The organism is Neorhizobium galegae (assembly GCF_017877135.1).
In the GTDB taxonomy this organism is placed as follows: domain Bacteria; phylum Pseudomonadota; class Alphaproteobacteria; order Rhizobiales; family Rhizobiaceae; genus Neorhizobium; species Neorhizobium galegae_A.
Genome location: NZ_JAGIPH010000003.1, coordinates 263248 through 278861, shown reverse-complemented (window position 1 = coordinate 278861; position 15614 = coordinate 263248). Strand labels below are relative to the sequence as shown.

Here is a 15614-nt window from a genome sequence, read left to right as displayed (position 1 = left end):
GTCCTTGCGGACCTCGACAGCCGCACCGGCTGCCCTCACCCTTTCCATATGGGAAGGCGGCCTGTGCTTGTCCACGCTGTGGCGCAATTTGGCCCCGTCTCTGCGTTTGCCGCGCAATTTGCTTTGACGGGCGCCAAAGGCCGGCTAAATGTGCGCCATGAGCGCTTATTCGATCCCATCCGTCCCCCGCCACGGTGCAGTTCTTGCCGCCGCTATCGCTGTTTGTCTGGCGGCCGCGCCGGCGTCTGCGACAACCATCGGGGTGGTCGCCCCGACCGCCGGCCCCTATGCCATGCTCGGCCAGCAGATCCTTCGGGGCGCAAAGGCCGCCGCCGCAGCGGGCGACACCCTTATTCCGATTGCCGAAAGCTGCGAACAGGGCGCCGGCAAGGCGATCGCCGACAAACTGAAGCAGGCGGGCGCCACCGCTGCCATCGGCTTTCTCTGCGTCGAAACGCTGTCGGAATCACTTCCTCTATTGAAAGAGGCGGGCATTGCGGCGATCACCGTTTCGGTCCGCTCCAAAATCCTGATGGAGGATGCCACGCGCTACGGCTGGCCCTTCTTCCGGCTCGCCCCCGTCGACGGCGAGGAGGCGAGCAGGCTTGCCGAGATCGTGCTGTCGAAATTCCAGAACAAGTCCATTGCGCTCGTCGATGACGGCACGATCTATGGCCGGGAACTCACCGGTGCGATCCGCCAGAAGCTGGAAGCCGGTGGCATCAAGCCCGCCTTTGCCGACACGTTCCGCCCCGGCCAGGAGCAGCAGCTGGCGCTGGTGCGTCGCCTCGTCAAGGCGGGCGTCTCGCATGTGGTTGTCGGCGGAGACCGGGCCGATGTGTCCGTCATGGTGCGCGATGCGGCAGCCGAGAAGGCAGCCCTCACCTTTATCGGTGGCGATGTGATGCGCGCGGCAGACCGCCCCGTGCCGCTCGCCGACGGCGTCCTTGCGGTGGCGCTTGTCGATTACGCGACCCTGCCCGCAGCCAGCGCTGCCGTGGCGGCCCTTCGCGCCACGGGAAGCGAAGCCGATGGCTACACCCTGCCCGCCTATGCGGCCGTTCAGATGGCAAGGGCCGCAAGCGTCAAGGCAGCCAGCGGCAAGACCGCAATCGTGCAGGCGCTCCCCGGTCTTGCGGTCGATACGGTGCTGGGTCCCCTGACATTCGGTGCCGATCACGAACTGGCCGAGAACCCGTTTCGCCTGCAGGAATGGCGCGGCGGCGCCTTTCAGCCGGCAAACGTCGAGCGGAAATGACGGCTTCCGGTCATTGTGCCGCCTAAGGCGGAATGTTAAGCGGAGCCGAAATCGGCCGCCGGGCGCCTGATCCTTTCACCGGAAGGACGGGCCTTTGCGGCAAGCCTTTCTGCCCGGCGCCTGCGGCTCCTTAAACGGATCCCGGCGCCGTCCCTGATCCGCCGAAGGAACCCGTTTATGTCCCAGTCCCTGCCCATCCGCATTGCCCCATCCATCCTTGCCGCCGATTTTTCCAGGCTCGGCCAGGAGGTGCGCGATGTCGTGGACGCCGGCGCCGACTGGGTGCATCTCGATGTGATGGACGGCCATTTCGTGCCGAACATTTCCTTCGGCCCCGATGTGATCAAGGCGCTTCGCCCGCACACCACCGCCTTTTTCGATTGCCATTTGATGATTACGCCGGCCGATCCCTATCTGGAAGCCTTTGCCAAGGCCGGCTGCGACAGCATCACCGTGCATGCGGAGGCCGGTGTTCACCTGCACCGCTCGCTGCAGACCATACGCTCGCTCGGCAAGAAGGTCGGCGTCACGCTCAATCCGGCAACGCCGCTGTCGGTGATTGAAAACGTGCTCGACGATGTCGACCTCATTCTCATCATGAGCGTCAATCCGGGCTTTGGCGGCCAGAAATTCATTCCGGCCATGTTCGACAAGATCCGCGCCGCCCGTGCGCTGATCGCTAGCCGTCCGATCGAGCTTGAAGTGGATGGCGGCATCACGACGGAGACCATCGGCGATGCGGCCCGGGCCGGCGCCAATGTTTTCGTCGCAGGCTCGGCGATCTACAAGGGCGGCGATATCGAAGCCTATCGCACCAATGTAACGGCCTTACGCCACAATGCCGAAGCAGGCGCGGCCTGACGCGGTTGTTTCGCGCCTGCTCGCCTGGCGCGCCACCCGAAGACTTCTCAGTGCGTCCTGCGTTGAGATTGCGGGTGGTTCTTGCTAAAGCGGGCCAAATTTTGCTGTCTCCTTAAGGAAATCCGCCGATGATCCCGCGTTATTCCCGGCCTGAAATGGTCGCCATCTGGTCGCCCGAAACAAAATTCCGCATCTGGTTCGAGATCGAGGCACATGCCTGCGATGCTCTGGCGGAGCTTGGCGTGATCCCGAAGGATGCGGCGAAAACCATTTGGGAAAAGGGCGGCGCTGCCGAATTCAACGTCGCGCGCATCGACGAGATCGAGGCCGTCACCAAGCATGACGTGATCGCGTTTCTGACGCATCTTGCCGAATTCGTCGGCCCCGACAGCCGGTTCGTCCACCAGGGAATGACTTCGTCGGACGTGCTCGACACCACGTTCAACATTCAGCTGGTGCGCGCGAGCGATATCCTGATCGCCGGCATGGACCGGTTGCTGTCGGCGCTGAAGACCCGGGCCTTCGAGCACAAGGACACGGTGCGCATCGGCCGCAGCCACGGCATCCATGCCGAGCCGGTCACCATGGGCCTGACCTTTGCCCGCTTCTACGCCGAAATGCAGCGCAACCGCGCCCGGCTTGTTGCCGCCCGCGCCGAGATTGCCACCGGTGCCATTTCCGGCGCCGTCGGCACGTTTGCCAATATCGATCCGCGCGTCGAAGAACATGTCTGCGAAAAGCTCGGACTGACGCCGGAGCCGGTCTCCACGCAGGTCATTCCGCGTGACCGTCATGCCATGTTCTTTGCGACGCTCGGCGTGATTGCCTCGTCGATTGAAAATGTCGCCATCGAAATCCGCCACATGCAGCGCACGGAAGTTCTGGAAGCGGAAGAGTTCTTCTCGCCCGGCCAGAAGGGCTCTTCGGCCATGCCGCACAAGCGCAATCCCGTGCTCACCGAAAACCTCACCGGCCTTGCCCGCCTCGTGCGCATGTCCGTCGTGCCCGCCCTGGAAAACGTCGCCCTCTGGCACGAGCGCGACATTTCTCATTCGAGCGTCGAGCGCGCCATTGGCCCGGACACCACCGTGACGCTTGATTTCGCGCTGCATCGTCTGGCCAGCGTCATCGAGAAGCTGGTGATCTATCCTGAGAACATGATGAAGAACCTCAACAAGTTCCGCGGACTTGTTCACTCCCAGCGTGTGCTTCTGGCGCTGACGCAAGCCGGCGTGTCGCGCGAAGACAGCTATCGCCTCGTGCAGCGCAACGCCATGAAGGTTTGGGAACAGGGCAAGGACTTTCTGGAGGAACTGCTCGCCGACCAGGAGGTGCGCGCCGCCCTGTCCGAAGAGGTCATCCGCGAAAAGTTCGACCTCGGCTATCACACGAAACATGTCGACACGATTTTCCGGCGCGTTTTCGGCTGAGGCCTCTCCAATATGATTCTGATCGTCAGCCGGCGCGGGTAACTGCGCCGGCTGATTGCGTTTTATCGCTCTCTTGACGGGACGGCCAAACGTCTGTGGTCGCCGGCGGCGTCCCCGACGAACCGGTGACTTTCCTGGGCTATAGCCTCGCATCTTCAGTCAAAATAGGACGCGTTGCCCCGTGATTTTGCGCACCTTGCATGCGCTCTTCTCTTGACGAGGAACCCGGCCGCTAGCAGATAAGGGGGCATGAAGGCTTCCGACGCAGATATTCTCATCATTCCCGGCTACACCAATTCAGGCCCTGCCCACTGGCAGACGCGCTGGGAGGGCAAGTTGCAGACCGCACGCCGGGTCGAGCAGGCCGAATGGTCGAAACCGGTGCGCGAAGACTGGGTGGCGCGCGTGGCCGACGAGGTGAACGCCTCGTCGCGGCCGGTGGTGCTGGTTGCCCATTCGCTGGGCGTTGCCGCGGCCATCCATGCCATTCCGCAGTTTCGCCAGAAGGTGGCCGGCGCCTTTCTGGTCGCACCGCCCGATGTCGCCAATCCCGGCATTCGCCCCAAGCATCTGATGACGTTCGGACCCTATCCGCGCGATCCGCTACCGTTTCCCTCGCTGACGATTGCCAGCCGCAACGATCCCTTCGGTTCTTACGAGCATGCGGACGATATCACCAATGCCTGGGGCTCCCTGCTGATCGATGCCGGTGAAGCCGGCCATATCAACGCCGAATCGGGTCATGGACCCTGGCCGGAAGGGACGATGGTCTTTGCCAAGTTCTTGTCCGGGCTGAAGCCTTAGACAACGATAAAATAAGGCGAGGTTGTAGCAAATTGTTCGCCTCACGTCGCGCAAGTCCGCTAAGCTCATTCCCGAGCGTTGATCATACTGCGGGGGAAGTGCGCTGGTGAAGCCCGACGACGATGTTCATGTCCCGTGTGCGAAGCGGACCGCTGACGATGTGCCTGCATCTGTCGCGGACATCGTCGGCCGGATGCCGTTTCCAACCGTGCTCATCGACAGGGTAAGCAGTCGCCTGCTGCATGCCAATGGGGCTTTCGAGGCGGCGTGGCAGCGCCCTTCGGTTGCCGCCGATGCGTTGACCCTTTCGGCCCTGCTGGATCCAAGGGATCGCCCTGCGCTCGAACTGATGCTGGCGCAGGCCGGTTTGCCGCAAGCCGTCGTGCCCTCCAGTGTCGAGCTTCGCCTGCCGATGGCCGATGGAGCGATCAAATGGGCGCTTGCCACCTGCGCCCGACCGGAGACGGAGACCGCAGACGGGTCGCTCATCCTTCTGCAGCTTTGTGACATCACCCGGCAAAAACGCGCCGAGGAGGAGATTGCGGCGCGCGAAACCCGCTGGAACAGCGCCCTTGTCAGCTCCGTTTCCGGCGTCTGGGATCACAACTATGGCATCGGGCAGAAATACTATTCCCCGACCTGGCGGCTGATCCGCGGCATGGCGCCGGATGATCCGCTGCCGCCGAGCAAGGAAGCCTGGCTGACGCTCCTGCATCCGGACGATGTCGATTTCACGCTGCATGCGATGGAGCGCCAGGAGGCGGGAGACCCGGAATACCAGATGTTCCAGTACCGCGAGCGCCATGCGGACGGCCACTGGATCTGGATCGAATGTCGCGGCGCCTGCATCGAACGGGCGCCGGACGGACGGGCGCTGCGCGTGGTCGGTACCGATACGGACGTGACGGACCGCAAACATGCCGAACATGGTCGCGCGCAGATGTCGCGGCGGCTCGAAATGGCGCTCGCCATTTCTGGCATCGGCGTTTACGAGGCCGACCTGGTGACCGGGGACGTCTACTGGGATGAGCGCATGTACGACATCTACGGGCTTGATCCGGCAATGCCGGTGGCTGTCGGCCAGACCTGGGAAAACTTCCTGCATCCTTCGGATCGCGAGCGTGTGCTGAACAATGTCGCGGTCAACACACAGCAGAACGAGCGTTACTGGGATCAGTACCGCATCATCACCGCAAGCGGCGGTGAACGGGTGATCCGCAGCTGCTCGATGACCTTTGTCGATACCGACGGGCACCTGAAGATGGTCGGCGCCAACTGGGACATCAGCAAGGACGTCACGCTCCACCAGGAACTGGAGCGGGCAAGGCTTCTCGCCGAAGCCCGCAACCGCGAACTGGAATCGGCCCGTGTCAATATCGAACACAATGCGATGCATGATTATCTGACCGGTCTGCCCAACCGCCGCTATCTCGATGCCGTGCTGGTGGAGCAGGCCCGCACCTGCGGGCGCGAGGGGCGCTCGCTTGCGGTCCTGCATATCGATCTGGACGGCTTCAAGCAGATCAACGACACGCTGGGCCACAATGCCGGCGATTCGATCCTGCGCCATGCGGCGCTGGTGCTGCGCGACAATGCCGGGCCTGACCAGTTCGTGGCGCGCATCGGTGGAGACGAATTCGTGATCCTGACGCCGGCGACCGGCGGCACGCGAAAGCTGTCCAGTCTTGCCAACCGGATCATCCGGCAAATGCGCAAGCCCGTGGTGCATGAGGGGCGCGAATGCCGCTTCGGCGCCAGCATCGGCATCGCCTGGACGCAAGGCATGGCGGTCGAGCCCAAGCAATTGCTGATCAATGCCGACATGGCGCTCTACCGCGCCAAGAATGCCGGGCGCAACCGCCACGAATTCTACTCGCAGGAGACACACCTGGAAATCGTGCGGGCCAAGCGCACGGCGGATGATATCCTGGCCGCCATCGAGGAGGGCCAGTTCCAGGCGGCCTATCAGCTGCAGTTCGATGCTGTAACGCTTGAAGTCTGCGGCGCCGAAACGCTCGCCCGCTGGCAGCACCCCCGCCATGGCCTGCTGACACCCGACAGCTTTCTGTCGATCGCCGAAGACATCGATGTGGTGGCCGCAATCGACGGCATCATCCTCGACCAGGCGCTGCAGGATTTTGTGAAATGGGAGGCACAGGGTGTCCCGGTCCCAAAGATCTCGGCCAATGTGTCCTACCGCCGGCTGCTCGATCCGGCCCTCTTGCGCAAGCTGAGGAGAAAGAACATCCCGACCGGATCGCTCTCCTTCGAGCTTCTGGAATCCGCCTTCCTTGATGACTGCGGCGACGACGTGCTGCAGACGCTGGAGCAGTTGAAATCGCTCGGCATCGAGATCGAGATCGACGATTTCGGCTCGGGCCATGCCTCCATCGTCAGCCTGCTGCGGCTCAACCCGGCCGCCCTGAAGATCGACCGCCAGCTTGTCCGGCAGCTGCCGCAATCGGCAAGCCAGAGAAAACTGGCCCGTTCCATCGTCGAGATCGGCAAATCCCTCAACATCAAGGTCGTCGCCGAAGGCGTCGAGACCATGGATCATGCCCGAATCCTGCAGGAACTTGGCTGCGATGTCCTGCAGGGTTTTGCGCTTGCGCGGCCGATGCCGTTCGAGGAGATCGGGCCGTTCATCCGGGCCGGGAGCTGGCACGCCATCTGCTGCTGACGTACCAGAGCATTTCGTCGGTTTCGTTTGCCGGGTCAGGCCCCGCGAAAGAGCGGATCAGTCCGCGCGCATGTCCTCCAGCACTTCGGCAAGCATCTGGTTCAGCCGGCCGGCCAGGTCCACCTCGTCAAAACGCACTTCGGCGGCGGCAAATTCGTCGCGCAACCGGTTGAGCAGGTGCTGGTCGTTCGGGTTCTCCACGGCCCAGATGGCGAATTCCTCGGCATAGGCGATGGGATTGTCCTTGCCCAGCAATTGCCCCGCCCATAGGCCCAGCAGCTTGTTGCGCCGTGCTTCAGCCCGAAACTGAAGCGTCTGCTCGAAGGCATACCTGTTTTCGAGCGCGCGCGCCCTGTCACGTAATGTAATCATTCCCCGTCCCCGCTGAGATACGCTATGATCGTGGCGCTCCGGCCAGACGATGCGAAACTGCCCGAGAAAATTTGCCAAAGCGTGTAGGGTCACGGTGAACGATTCCTTCCCCCCTGGCTTCATCCCGCACAATGTGCCCCCGGCCCGCATTGTGAAACGGACCGTTTTCCGTTATGGGACCGCTCAAACGCCATCCACGGCGTCACACAGACGCCCAACCAGACGAGATAAGAACCCATGAACCGTCGCCGCCGTATCTACGAGGGCAAGGCCAAGATCCTGTATGAGGGCCCGGAACCGGGCACGCTCATCCAGTTCTTCAAGGACGATGCGACCGCCTTCAACAAGAAGAAGCACGACATCATCGATGGCAAGGGTGTGCTCAACAACCGGATTTCGGAATATATCTTCACGCACCTGAACAAGATCGGCATTCCCACCCATTTCATCCGCCGGATGAACATGCGCGAGCAGCTGATCAAGGAAGTGGAGATGATTCCGCTCGAGATCGTCGTGCGCAATGTCGCCGCCGGCTCCCTGTCGGAGCGCTTGGGCATCGAGGAAGGCGTGGTCCTGCCGCGCTCGATCATCGAATTCTACTACAAGTCGGATGCGCTCAACGATCCGATGGTGTCGGAAGAGCACATCACCGCCTTCGGCTGGGCAAACCCCGCCGAGCTTGACGACATCATGGCGCTCGCCATCCGCGTCAACGATTTCCTGTCGGGCCTCTTCCTCGGCGTCGGCATCCAGCTCGTCGATTTCAAGATCGAATGCGGCCGCCTCTTCGAAGGCGACATGATGCGCATCATCCTTGCCGACGAGATCTCGCCCGACAGCTGCCGCCTCTGGGACATCGAGACCAAGGAGCGCATGGACAAGGACCGTTTCCGCCGCGACATGGGCGGCCTGGTCGAAGCCTATTCCGAGGTGGCCCGCCGTCTCGGCATCATCAACGAAAACGAACCGATCCGTGGCACCGGCCCGGTTCTCGTCCAGTAAAGCCGTCAGGAGCAGTCAGTGATCAAGGCACGCGTAACCGTCACGTTGAAGAATGGCGTTCTGGATCCGCAGGGCAAGGCCATCGAAGGGGCGCTCGGCAGCCTCGGCTTCGAAGGCGTCCACCAGATCCGCCAGGGCAAGGTGTTCGACCTCGAACTCGACACGTCCGACCGCGTCAAGGCGGAAGAGGACCTGAAGGCCATGTGCGAAAAGCTGCTGGCCAATACGGTCATCGAGAACTATTCTATCGCTCTGCTCTAGGGAGCATCAGCGGAGACATTTCGCATGGCCGATATTTCCAACGACCTCATGTACGAGCTTTTGAAGCGAATGCATGCGGATATTGCGGATGTGAAGCTGGGCCAGCGCGAAATAAAGGCCGAAGTGAACGCGATGCGGGGCGCAATCGTGGCCCTGCATCAGGATATCCATAACCTTCACACGACTTTGGCGCGACACGAGTTGCGTCTCGACCGTATCGAAAACCGTCTCGAACTTCGAGAACTGGCAGAAGCACAAGCAAGGTTTGAGCCCCACCCATGAAGTCCGCCGTCGTCCAGCTCCCCGGCCTCAACCGTGACCGGGACATGATTGCCGCCCTCACCCGCATTTCCGGCCAGGCGCCGGTCACCGTCTGGCAGACCGAGACGGAAATCCCGGATGTCGATCTCATCGTCATTCCCGGCGGCTTTTCCTATGGTGATTACCTGCGCTGCGGCGCGATTGCCGCGCGCATGCCGGTGATGCAGGCCATCCGCGAAAAGGCAGAGAAGGGCGTCAAGGTTCTTGGCGTCTGCAACGGCTTCCAGATCCTCGTCGAGGCCGGCATGCTGCCGGGCGCCCTGATGCGCAATTCTTCGCTGAAATTCGTCTGCAAGCAGGTCAAGCTCGAAGTGGTGAATGCCGAGACGGATTTCACCCGCGCCTATGCTCCGGGCCAGATCATCCGCTGCCCCGTTGCCCACCATGACGGCAATTATTTCGTCGAGGCCGAGACGCTGAAGGCGATGAACGACCGCAATCAGGTGGTCTTCCGTTATGCGGAAGGCACCAACCCGAACGGGTCGATGCTGGATATTGCCGGCGTCGTCAACGAGGCGGGCAATGTGCTCGGCATGATGCCGCATCCGGAAAACCTGATCGAGGCCGCCCACGGCGGCACGGATGGTCGCGGCATCTTTGCCTCGGCTCTCGACGTCATCGCCGCCTGAAGCGGCAACCGGGCGCCCTTAAAAAATCCGCCAGACGACCCTGGCGCCGGACATCCTTTTGACATGTCCGGCGCACAGGATTTTGTCACACGCGACACGCCGTTGAACCGGGTCCGGTTTGCGGCGCGTCCATCCGCACTTTTCTTCAACCGGACCCGATCCCCGATGAAAACCAGAACAGCCTTTGCCCTTCTAGCCACAGCCCTTGTCACACTGTCCGGCTGCAAGCCGGAACGTCCGGCACCCGTTGCGGTGAACCGGGGCGCCCTGCCGACCATGGAGCGCGTGGCGATTGCCGCCAATGGCTGCTGGTTCAAATCCGCCGACCCGGCCTTTGCCGCCTATCGGATGGCGCCGGAACTCAATTCGTTTTCGGGCCGCCCGCGCATTCTGGCCGTGCCGAAGCACAGCCCCGAATCGCGCCCGCTTCTCGTCGTGCAGGCCGAAGGAAATCCGGCGCGCGTCGATGCCTTTGGGCCGATGGTGGACGGCGCCCATGGCGCACGCATCCGGCGTGACGTGCAGCGCTGGGCCGCCGGCGGCAAGGGCTGCTGAGGCAGCGCGAGCACCTGCCCCTTGCGTCGATTCGGCATCGGGCCCGTTGATCGACGGGCACAGCCCGTATCGTTCCCACACCGGCACGGATGGCGCAGAAACGCCATCTCCGGTCACTGAAAAGTTCCGCCTTACGTTCCGATCTTGCAACACCCTGCCCCATTCTTGCCTCGAAAGGATGCAGCCGGCGCTTGTTGCTTGCTTTTCCCTAAAACCCGGCAATACCTTCCGTCCGGTGCTTCGGTTTGCCGTTGCGCCGCTGATCTTAACGGAGTTGCCCCCATGGCCCCTAATGCGGTTGTCCGGCTTGCGATGGTGCTCGCTGTTTCCACGAGCGCGCTTGTGTCTTCTATTACCTCTTCGCTTGCTGAGGAACCGATCTTCGACGAAGCCCGCTTCGGCTCGCTGGTTGCGATCGACAAGACCTATACGAATGACGAAAAGGGCGCCTTCATCAACGGCATGCTGTTCTTTGATCCCTGGGATCATGACAACACACCCGGCTGGCGCAAGCTCATCCGCCCGCGCATCCATGTCGGCGCTGATATTTCCACGGCCGGCGAAGCAAACCAGGTCTATGCCGGCTTTTCCTGGACGGCCAATCTTGGCGAACGTTTCTTCCTCGAAGCCGGCTTCGGCGGCAGCCTGAACGATGGCAAGCTTGATCCGGATGGCGGTCGCGGCCCGTTTGTCGGCTGCCACACGCTGTTTCACGAATATGTCGCCGCCGGCGTCAATCTCGACAAGAACTGGCGCGTCATCGCCATGGCCGAGCATTCCTCCCATGCCAATCTCTGCGGCGACACCAATAACGGCCTGTCGCGCGGCGGCGTGATGCTGGGCTACAAGTTCTAAGGCCGAGACACCGGTAACGGTTTGAAAATGAGTTGGGCGTGACCGGAAATTTCCTGTCGCGCCCATGTGTCTTCTAGGCTAAAGAGACGCCAGTCTGGACCGCCACTAGAGAAGACGATGACCATTTCCAATACGATCGCGATCACGCCCGACCTCATTGCCGCCCATGGCCTGAAGCCCGATGAATATCAGCGGATCCTCGATCTGATCGGCCGCGAGCCGAGCTATACCGAGCTTGGCATCTTCTCGGCGATGTGGAACGAGCACTGCTCGTACAAGTCTTCCAAGAAGTGGCTGCGCACCCTGCCCACAAAGGGACCGCGCGTCGTTCAGGGGCCGGGCGAAAACGCCGGTGTCGTCGATATCGATGATGGTGACGTCGTGGTCTTTAAGATGGAGAGCCACAACCACCCCTCCTATATCGAGCCCTACCAGGGGGCTGCCACCGGCGTCGGCGGCATCCTGCGTGATGTCTTCACCATGGGCGCCCGCCCGATTGCCGCCATGAACGCGCTGCGCTTCGGCGCGCCCGATCACGCAAAGACAAAACATCTCGTCTCCGGCGTCGTCTCCGGCGTCGGCGGCTATGGCAATTCCTTCGGCGTGCCGACGGTTGGCGGCGAAGTCGAGTTCGATGCGCGCTACAACGGCAATATTCTCGTCAACGCCTTTGCCGCAGGCCTTGCCAAGGCCGATGGCATCTTCCTGTCGGAAGCCAAGGGCGTCGGCCTGCCGGTCGTCTATCTCGGCGCAAAGACCGGCCGTGACGGCGTCGGCGGCGCCACCATGGCCTCTGCCGAATTCGACGGGCAGATCGAGGAGAAGCGCCCGACCGTGCAGGTCGGCGACCCCTTTACCGAAAAATGCCTGCTGGAAGCCTGCCTCGAGCTGATGGCCACAGGTGCCGTCATCGCCATCCAGGACATGGGGGCCGCGGGGCTCACCTGTTCGGCGGTCGAAATGGGCGCCAAGGGCGATCTCGGCATCGAGCTGCAGCTCGACCGCGTGCCGGTGCGCGAAGACCGCATGACCGCCTATGAGATGATGCTGTCGGAAAGCCAGGAGCGCATGCTCATGGTGCTGGAACCATCCAAAGAAGAGATCGCCAAGGCGATCTTTGTTAAATGGGGTCTCGACTTTGCCATCGTCGGCAAGACCACCGACGACCTGCGCTTCCGCGTCATCCATCAGGGTGAGGAAGTGGCAAACCTGCCGATCAAGGAACTGGGCGACGAAGCGCCGGAATATGATCGCCCCTGGCGCGCCTCCGACAAGCGTGCAGCCCTGCCGGCCGAACAGGTCGCAGAACCTGCGGATTACAATGCCGCGCTGCTGTCGCTGGTCGGCTCGCCGAACCAGTCGAGCCGCCGCTGGGTGTACGAGCAGTATGATACGCTGATCCAGGGCAATTCGCTGCAGCTTCCGGGTGGCGATGCCGGCGTGGTGCGCATCGAGACGCATCCGACCAAGGCGCTCGCATTCTCCTCCGACGTCACGCCGCGCTATGTCGAGGCTGATCCGGTGGAAGGCGGCAAGCAGGCGGTCGCCGAATGCTGGCGCAACATCACGGCAACCGGCGCCGAGCCGCTGGCTGCAACGGACAACCTGAATTTCGGCAATCCGGAAAAGCCGGAGATCATGGGCCAGCTGGTCGGCGCCATCCAGGGCATCGGCGAAGCCTGCCGCGCACTCGACTTCCCGATCGTTTCGGGCAATGTCTCGCTCTACAACGAAACCAATGGCGTCGCGATCCTGCCGACCCCGACCATTGCCGGCGTCGGCCTCCTGCCCGACTGGTCGGCCATGGCGCGGATCGGCACGGCACGGGACGGCGACGTGCTGATCATGATCGGTGTCGACGGCAGCCATCTCGGTTCCTCGATCTACCTGCGCGATCTCCTCGGCTCGACCGATGGCCCCGCACCGGTGGTCGATCTGGCGGCCGAACGGCGTCACGGCGATTTCGTGCGCGCAGCCATCCGCAACGGCCAGGTCACCGCCTGCCACGATCTTTCGTCCGGCGGCCTTGCTCTGGCGCTTGCCGAAATGGCCATGGCTTCTCAGAAGGGCGCACGTCTGTCGCTCTCCGATTGCCGCGGTCTGCCGCATGCTCTTCTCTTCGGCGAAGACCAGGCACGCTATGTGATTGCCGTTCCGGCCGATCTCGCCAATTTCGTCCGTGCCAGTGCCGAATCGGCTGGCGTTCCCTTCCGCACCCTCGGTCCGGTAGGCGGCGAAGCGCTCATCATTGATGACATCGTCAACGTCACCGTGACCGCGCTGGTCAATGCCCATGAAAGCTGGTTCCCGACCTTCATGGCATGATCATGCCAGCTTGACCTCTCTCATCCGGCACTGTCATCGGTGCCGGACAGGATCCTGCCATCTCGCGACTGAGCGTTGAACTCTTCAGGTTTTATGGGGCAGGTGCTTTGACAATTGCGTGCTTTTTGGCACTCTTCTGGAAAGGCTTGAACAGACTGCAATGGAAGGAACCAGCTGATGGCGATGCGACCCGGGGAAATCGAAGACATGATCAAGGCCGGCATTCCGGGTGCCCGGGTCACCATCCGGGACCTGGCCGGTGATGGCGATCATTATGCCGCCGAAGTGGTGGCGGAAGCCTTTCGCGGCAAGACCCGCGTGCAGCAGCACCAGATGGTCTACGAGGCGCTGAAGGGCAATATGGGGGGCGTTCTGCACGCGCTTGCGCTGCAGACATCGGCGCCGGCCGAGTAAACCACTGTCACAATCGGCGGCTAAAGCACGGTGATCGAACGGAATTGATCACGTCACCGTCAATGCGGTGCTGGAATTTCCAAGCGTGCGTGTTATCTAAGGCCCTGAGACACTCCGGACCTTTACTCCGGACAGACAAGGATAGAAACGATGAGCGGCATTTCGGACTTGATTGACAGTGAAGTGAAGGGCAACGATGTCGTTGTCTTCATGAAGGGCACCCCGCAGTTCCCGCAGTGTGGCTTTTCCGGCCAGGTTGTGCAGATCCTCGATTACCTCGGCGTGGACTACAAGGGCATCAACGTCCTTGCAGATCCGGAAATCCGCCAGGGCATCAAGGATTATTCCAACTGGCCGACGATTCCGCAGCTTTACATCAAGGGCGAATTCGTCGGCGGCTGCGATATCGTGCGCGAGATGTTCCAGTCCGGCGAGCTTCAGTCCCACTTCCAGGAACAGGGTATCGCCGTTCGCGGCGCCGCCTGACGGCCCCTCCGGTCTGTGTCAGACCAAATTCGATCATGATCGAGGCGCCGCATCAAGCGGCGCCTTTCGTATTTTCAGGATATTCGTGTGACCCCCGACATCAACAATCCGCTTGCCCGCCTCAAAGGCATGGGCAAGGTCGAATTTATTGCGCTCATGGCCATGCTGATGGCCCTCAATGCGCTCGCCATCGACATCATGCTGCCGGCTCTTCAGGAAATCGGCGCTGCCCTTCAGGTCGAGGATGAGAACGCCCGCCAGTATATCGTCTCGTCTTATCTCTTCGGCTTCGGTTTTGCGCAGCTGCTCTATGGCCCGCTGTCGGACCGGTTCGGGCGCCGCCTGCCGATGATCGTCGGCCTGGTGATTTATATCATCTGTTCGTTTGCCATCGTCGCCACGCCGTCCTTTGCGCTGCTGCTGGCGCTGCGCTTCATCCAGGGCGCCGGAGCGGCCTCCACGCGCGTCATCACGGTGTCGATCGTCCGCGACGTGTTTGGCGGACGCGCCATGGCCGAAGTGATGTCGCTCATCATGATGGTGTTCATGATCGTGCCGATCATCGCGCCGGGCACGGGCCAGCTGATCATGCTGGGTGGCGACTGGCACATGATCTTCCTGTTCATCGGTGTCATGGCCATCCTGCTTCTCATCTGGATGTGCATGCGCCTGCCGGAAACGCTGGCGAAGGAAGACGTGCGCCCACTGACGTTGACCTCTGTTGTCGCCGGCTTCCGTATCGTCCTCACCAACCGCGTGGCGCTCTGCTACACGATTTCGGCCACGTTCATCTTCGGCGCCCTGTTCGGTTTCATCAACTCCGCCCAGCAGGTCTATGTCGGCATCTATCAGCTGGGGCACTGGTTCCCGGTGGCCTTTGCAGCCGTTGCTGCCTTCATGTCGCTTGCCTCCTTCATCAACTCGCGCATCGTCGGCCGCTTCGGCATGCGCAAGCTCTCGCATGCCTCCCTGCTCTGCTTCATCCTCGTCACGTTCGTATGGATGCTGGTGCAGATCTTCGGCCCGCAGCCGATGCCGTTCCTGCTGTTTCTGAGCTTCTTCGGTTGTGCGATGTTCATGTTCGGCTGGATCGGCGCCAACTTCAATTCGCTTGCCATGGAGCCGCTGGGCCATGTCGCCGGCACCGCGTCTTCCGTCCTCGGCTTCATGAGTACGGTCGGCGGGGCAGCCATCGGGGCCGTCATCGGACAAGCCTTCAACGGAACGGCGCTGCCGATGGTTCTCGGCTTCTTCACCGTGTCGATCATCGGGCTGGTCTTTGTGCTGATCGCTGAAAAGGGCAAGCTCTTCCAGGCCCACAATCCTCGCGCCTGAGGCGCCCAGGCGCTGACAAAAAAAAG

At 62.0% G+C, this 15614-nt stretch carries 16 protein-coding genes; 15 read left to right on the top strand and 1 reads right to left on the bottom strand.

What is annotated here, in order from left to right; all coding sequences use genetic code 11:
• Positions 1 to 157: 157 nt before the first annotated feature.
• The 5 genes from J2858_RS11535 to J2858_RS11515 all read left to right on the top strand — a co-directional run bounded on the left by J2858_RS11535 (position 158) and on the right by J2858_RS11515 (position 7033).
• Positions 158 to 1258, top strand: a complete 1101-nt coding sequence (locus J2858_RS11535) for a branched-chain amino acid ABC transporter substrate-binding protein (RefSeq protein WP_210104953.1) — start codon at positions 158 to 160, stop codon at positions 1256 to 1258.
• Positions 1259 to 1435: 177 nt separating this feature from the next.
• Entirely contained in the window at positions 1436 to 2119 is a 684-nt protein-coding gene (rpe, locus tag J2858_RS11530) for a ribulose-phosphate 3-epimerase (RefSeq protein WP_210104952.1), read from the top strand.
• Positions 2120 to 2247: 128 nt separating this feature from the next.
• The gene (gene purB, locus J2858_RS11525; RefSeq protein ID WP_210104951.1) at positions 2248 to 3549 is read left to right on the top strand and encodes an adenylosuccinate lyase; all 1302 of its coding nucleotides are present in this window, start codon (positions 2248 to 2250) and stop codon (positions 3547 to 3549) included.
• 249 nt (positions 3550 to 3798) lie between these two features.
• Positions 3799 to 4353 (top strand): RBBP9/YdeN family alpha/beta hydrolase, encoded by a 555-nt coding sequence (locus tag J2858_RS11520; RefSeq protein ID WP_210104950.1) that lies wholly within the window; start codon positions 3799 to 3801, stop codon positions 4351 to 4353.
• 193 nt (positions 4354 to 4546) lie between these two features.
• On the top strand, positions 4547 to 7033 hold the full coding sequence (locus J2858_RS11515; protein ID WP_210104949.1) for a sensor domain-containing protein: 2487 nt from the start codon (positions 4547 to 4549) through the stop codon (positions 7031 to 7033).
• Positions 7034 to 7090: 57 nt separating this feature from the next.
• On the opposite strand, the gene J2858_RS11510 is transcribed toward J2858_RS11515, so the two are convergent.
• Positions 7091 to 7405 carry an ATPase inhibitor subunit zeta gene (locus J2858_RS11510; RefSeq protein WP_245365729.1) on the bottom strand — a complete coding sequence of 105 codons (315 nt, stop codon included), beginning with the start codon at positions 7403 to 7405 and terminating at the stop codon, positions 7091 to 7093.
• A gap of 237 nt (positions 7406 to 7642) precedes the next feature.
• On the opposite strand from J2858_RS11510, the gene purC reads away from it, so the two are divergent.
• The 10 genes from purC (at position 7643) to J2858_RS11460 (ending at position 15588) form a co-directional block, all read left to right on the top strand.
• Positions 7643 to 8407 carry a phosphoribosylaminoimidazolesuccinocarboxamide synthase gene (gene purC, locus J2858_RS11505; RefSeq protein WP_210104948.1) on the top strand — a complete coding sequence of 255 codons (765 nt, stop codon included), beginning with the start codon at positions 7643 to 7645 and terminating at the stop codon, positions 8405 to 8407.
• A gap of 18 nt (positions 8408 to 8425) precedes the next feature.
• Entirely contained in the window at positions 8426 to 8668 is a 243-nt protein-coding gene (gene purS / locus J2858_RS11500) for a phosphoribosylformylglycinamidine synthase subunit PurS (protein WP_210104947.1), read from the top strand.
• Between the two features lie 24 nt (positions 8669 to 8692).
• A complete protein-coding gene (locus J2858_RS11495) occupies positions 8693 to 8950 on the top strand; it encodes a hypothetical protein (protein ID WP_210104946.1) in 258 nt (85 codons plus the stop codon).
• Positions 8947 to 9618, top strand: a complete 672-nt coding sequence (gene purQ / locus J2858_RS11490) for a phosphoribosylformylglycinamidine synthase subunit PurQ (RefSeq protein WP_210104945.1) — start codon at positions 8947 to 8949, stop codon at positions 9616 to 9618. Before J2858_RS11495 ends, purQ begins: the two co-directional genes overlap by 4 nt.
• 165 nt (positions 9619 to 9783) lie before the next feature.
• Complete coding sequence (locus tag J2858_RS11485) at positions 9784 to 10173, top strand: hypothetical protein (protein ID WP_210104944.1); 390 nt, start codon at positions 9784 to 9786, stop codon at positions 10171 to 10173.
• Positions 10174 to 10455: 282 nt separating this feature from the next.
• Positions 10456 to 11028, top strand: a complete 573-nt coding sequence (locus J2858_RS11480) for an acyloxyacyl hydrolase (protein ID WP_245365728.1) — start codon at positions 10456 to 10458, stop codon at positions 11026 to 11028.
• Between the two features lie 117 nt (positions 11029 to 11145).
• Entirely contained in the window at positions 11146 to 13353 is a 2208-nt protein-coding gene (gene purL / locus J2858_RS11475; protein ID WP_210104943.1) for a phosphoribosylformylglycinamidine synthase subunit PurL, read from the top strand.
• Between the two features lie 177 nt (positions 13354 to 13530).
• On the top strand, positions 13531 to 13767 hold the full coding sequence (locus J2858_RS11470; RefSeq protein WP_210104942.1) for a BolA/IbaG family iron-sulfur metabolism protein: 237 nt from the start codon (positions 13531 to 13533) through the stop codon (positions 13765 to 13767).
• 150 nt (positions 13768 to 13917) lie between these two features.
• The gene (gene grxD, locus J2858_RS11465; protein WP_210104941.1) at positions 13918 to 14253 is read left to right on the top strand and encodes a Grx4 family monothiol glutaredoxin; all 336 of its coding nucleotides are present in this window, start codon (positions 13918 to 13920) and stop codon (positions 14251 to 14253) included.
• Between the two features lie 129 nt (positions 14254 to 14382).
• A complete protein-coding gene (locus J2858_RS11460) occupies positions 14383 to 15588 on the top strand; it encodes a multidrug effflux MFS transporter (RefSeq protein WP_210105231.1) in 1206 nt (401 codons plus the stop codon).
• Positions 15589 to 15614 lie beyond the last annotated feature (26 nt).

Excerpts from the sequence above, each read along its gene's own strand:
- J2858_RS11470 (WP_210104942.1), top strand. The coding sequence starts at position 13,531 with ATGGCGATGCGACCCGGGGAAATCGAAGACATGATCAAGGCCGGCATT.
- J2858_RS11495 (WP_210104946.1), top strand. The coding sequence starts at position 8,693 with ATGGCCGATATTTCCAACGACCTCATGTACGAGCTTTTGAAGCGAATG.
- purL (WP_210104943.1), top strand. The coding sequence starts at position 11,146 with ATGACCATTTCCAATACGATCGCGATCACGCCCGACCTCATTGCCGCC.
- purB (WP_210104951.1), top strand. The coding sequence starts at position 2,248 with ATGATCCCGCGTTATTCCCGGCCTGAAATGGTCGCCATCTGGTCGCCC.
- J2858_RS11520 (WP_210104950.1), top strand. The coding sequence starts at position 3,799 with ATGAAGGCTTCCGACGCAGATATTCTCATCATTCCCGGCTACACCAAT.
- J2858_RS11510 (WP_245365729.1), bottom strand. The coding sequence starts at position 7,405 with ATGATTACATTACGTGACAGGGCGCGCGCGCTCGAAAACAGGTATGCC.
- purC (WP_210104948.1), top strand. The coding sequence starts at position 7,643 with ATGAACCGTCGCCGCCGTATCTACGAGGGCAAGGCCAAGATCCTGTAT.
- J2858_RS11515 (WP_210104949.1), top strand. The coding sequence starts at position 4,547 with ATGCCGTTTCCAACCGTGCTCATCGACAGGGTAAGCAGTCGCCTGCTG.
- J2858_RS11535 (WP_210104953.1), top strand. The coding sequence starts at position 158 with ATGAGCGCTTATTCGATCCCATCCGTCCCCCGCCACGGTGCAGTTCTT.
- grxD (WP_210104941.1), top strand. The coding sequence starts at position 13,918 with ATGAGCGGCATTTCGGACTTGATTGACAGTGAAGTGAAGGGCAACGAT.
- J2858_RS11460 (WP_210105231.1), top strand. The coding sequence starts at position 14,383 with ATGGGCAAGGTCGAATTTATTGCGCTCATGGCCATGCTGATGGCCCTC.
- J2858_RS11485 (WP_210104944.1), top strand. The coding sequence starts at position 9,784 with ATGAAAACCAGAACAGCCTTTGCCCTTCTAGCCACAGCCCTTGTCACA.
- J2858_RS11480 (WP_245365728.1), top strand. The coding sequence starts at position 10,456 with ATGGCCCCTAATGCGGTTGTCCGGCTTGCGATGGTGCTCGCTGTTTCC.
- purQ (WP_210104945.1), top strand. The coding sequence starts at position 8,947 with ATGAAGTCCGCCGTCGTCCAGCTCCCCGGCCTCAACCGTGACCGGGAC.
- rpe (WP_210104952.1), top strand. The coding sequence starts at position 1,436 with ATGTCCCAGTCCCTGCCCATCCGCATTGCCCCATCCATCCTTGCCGCC.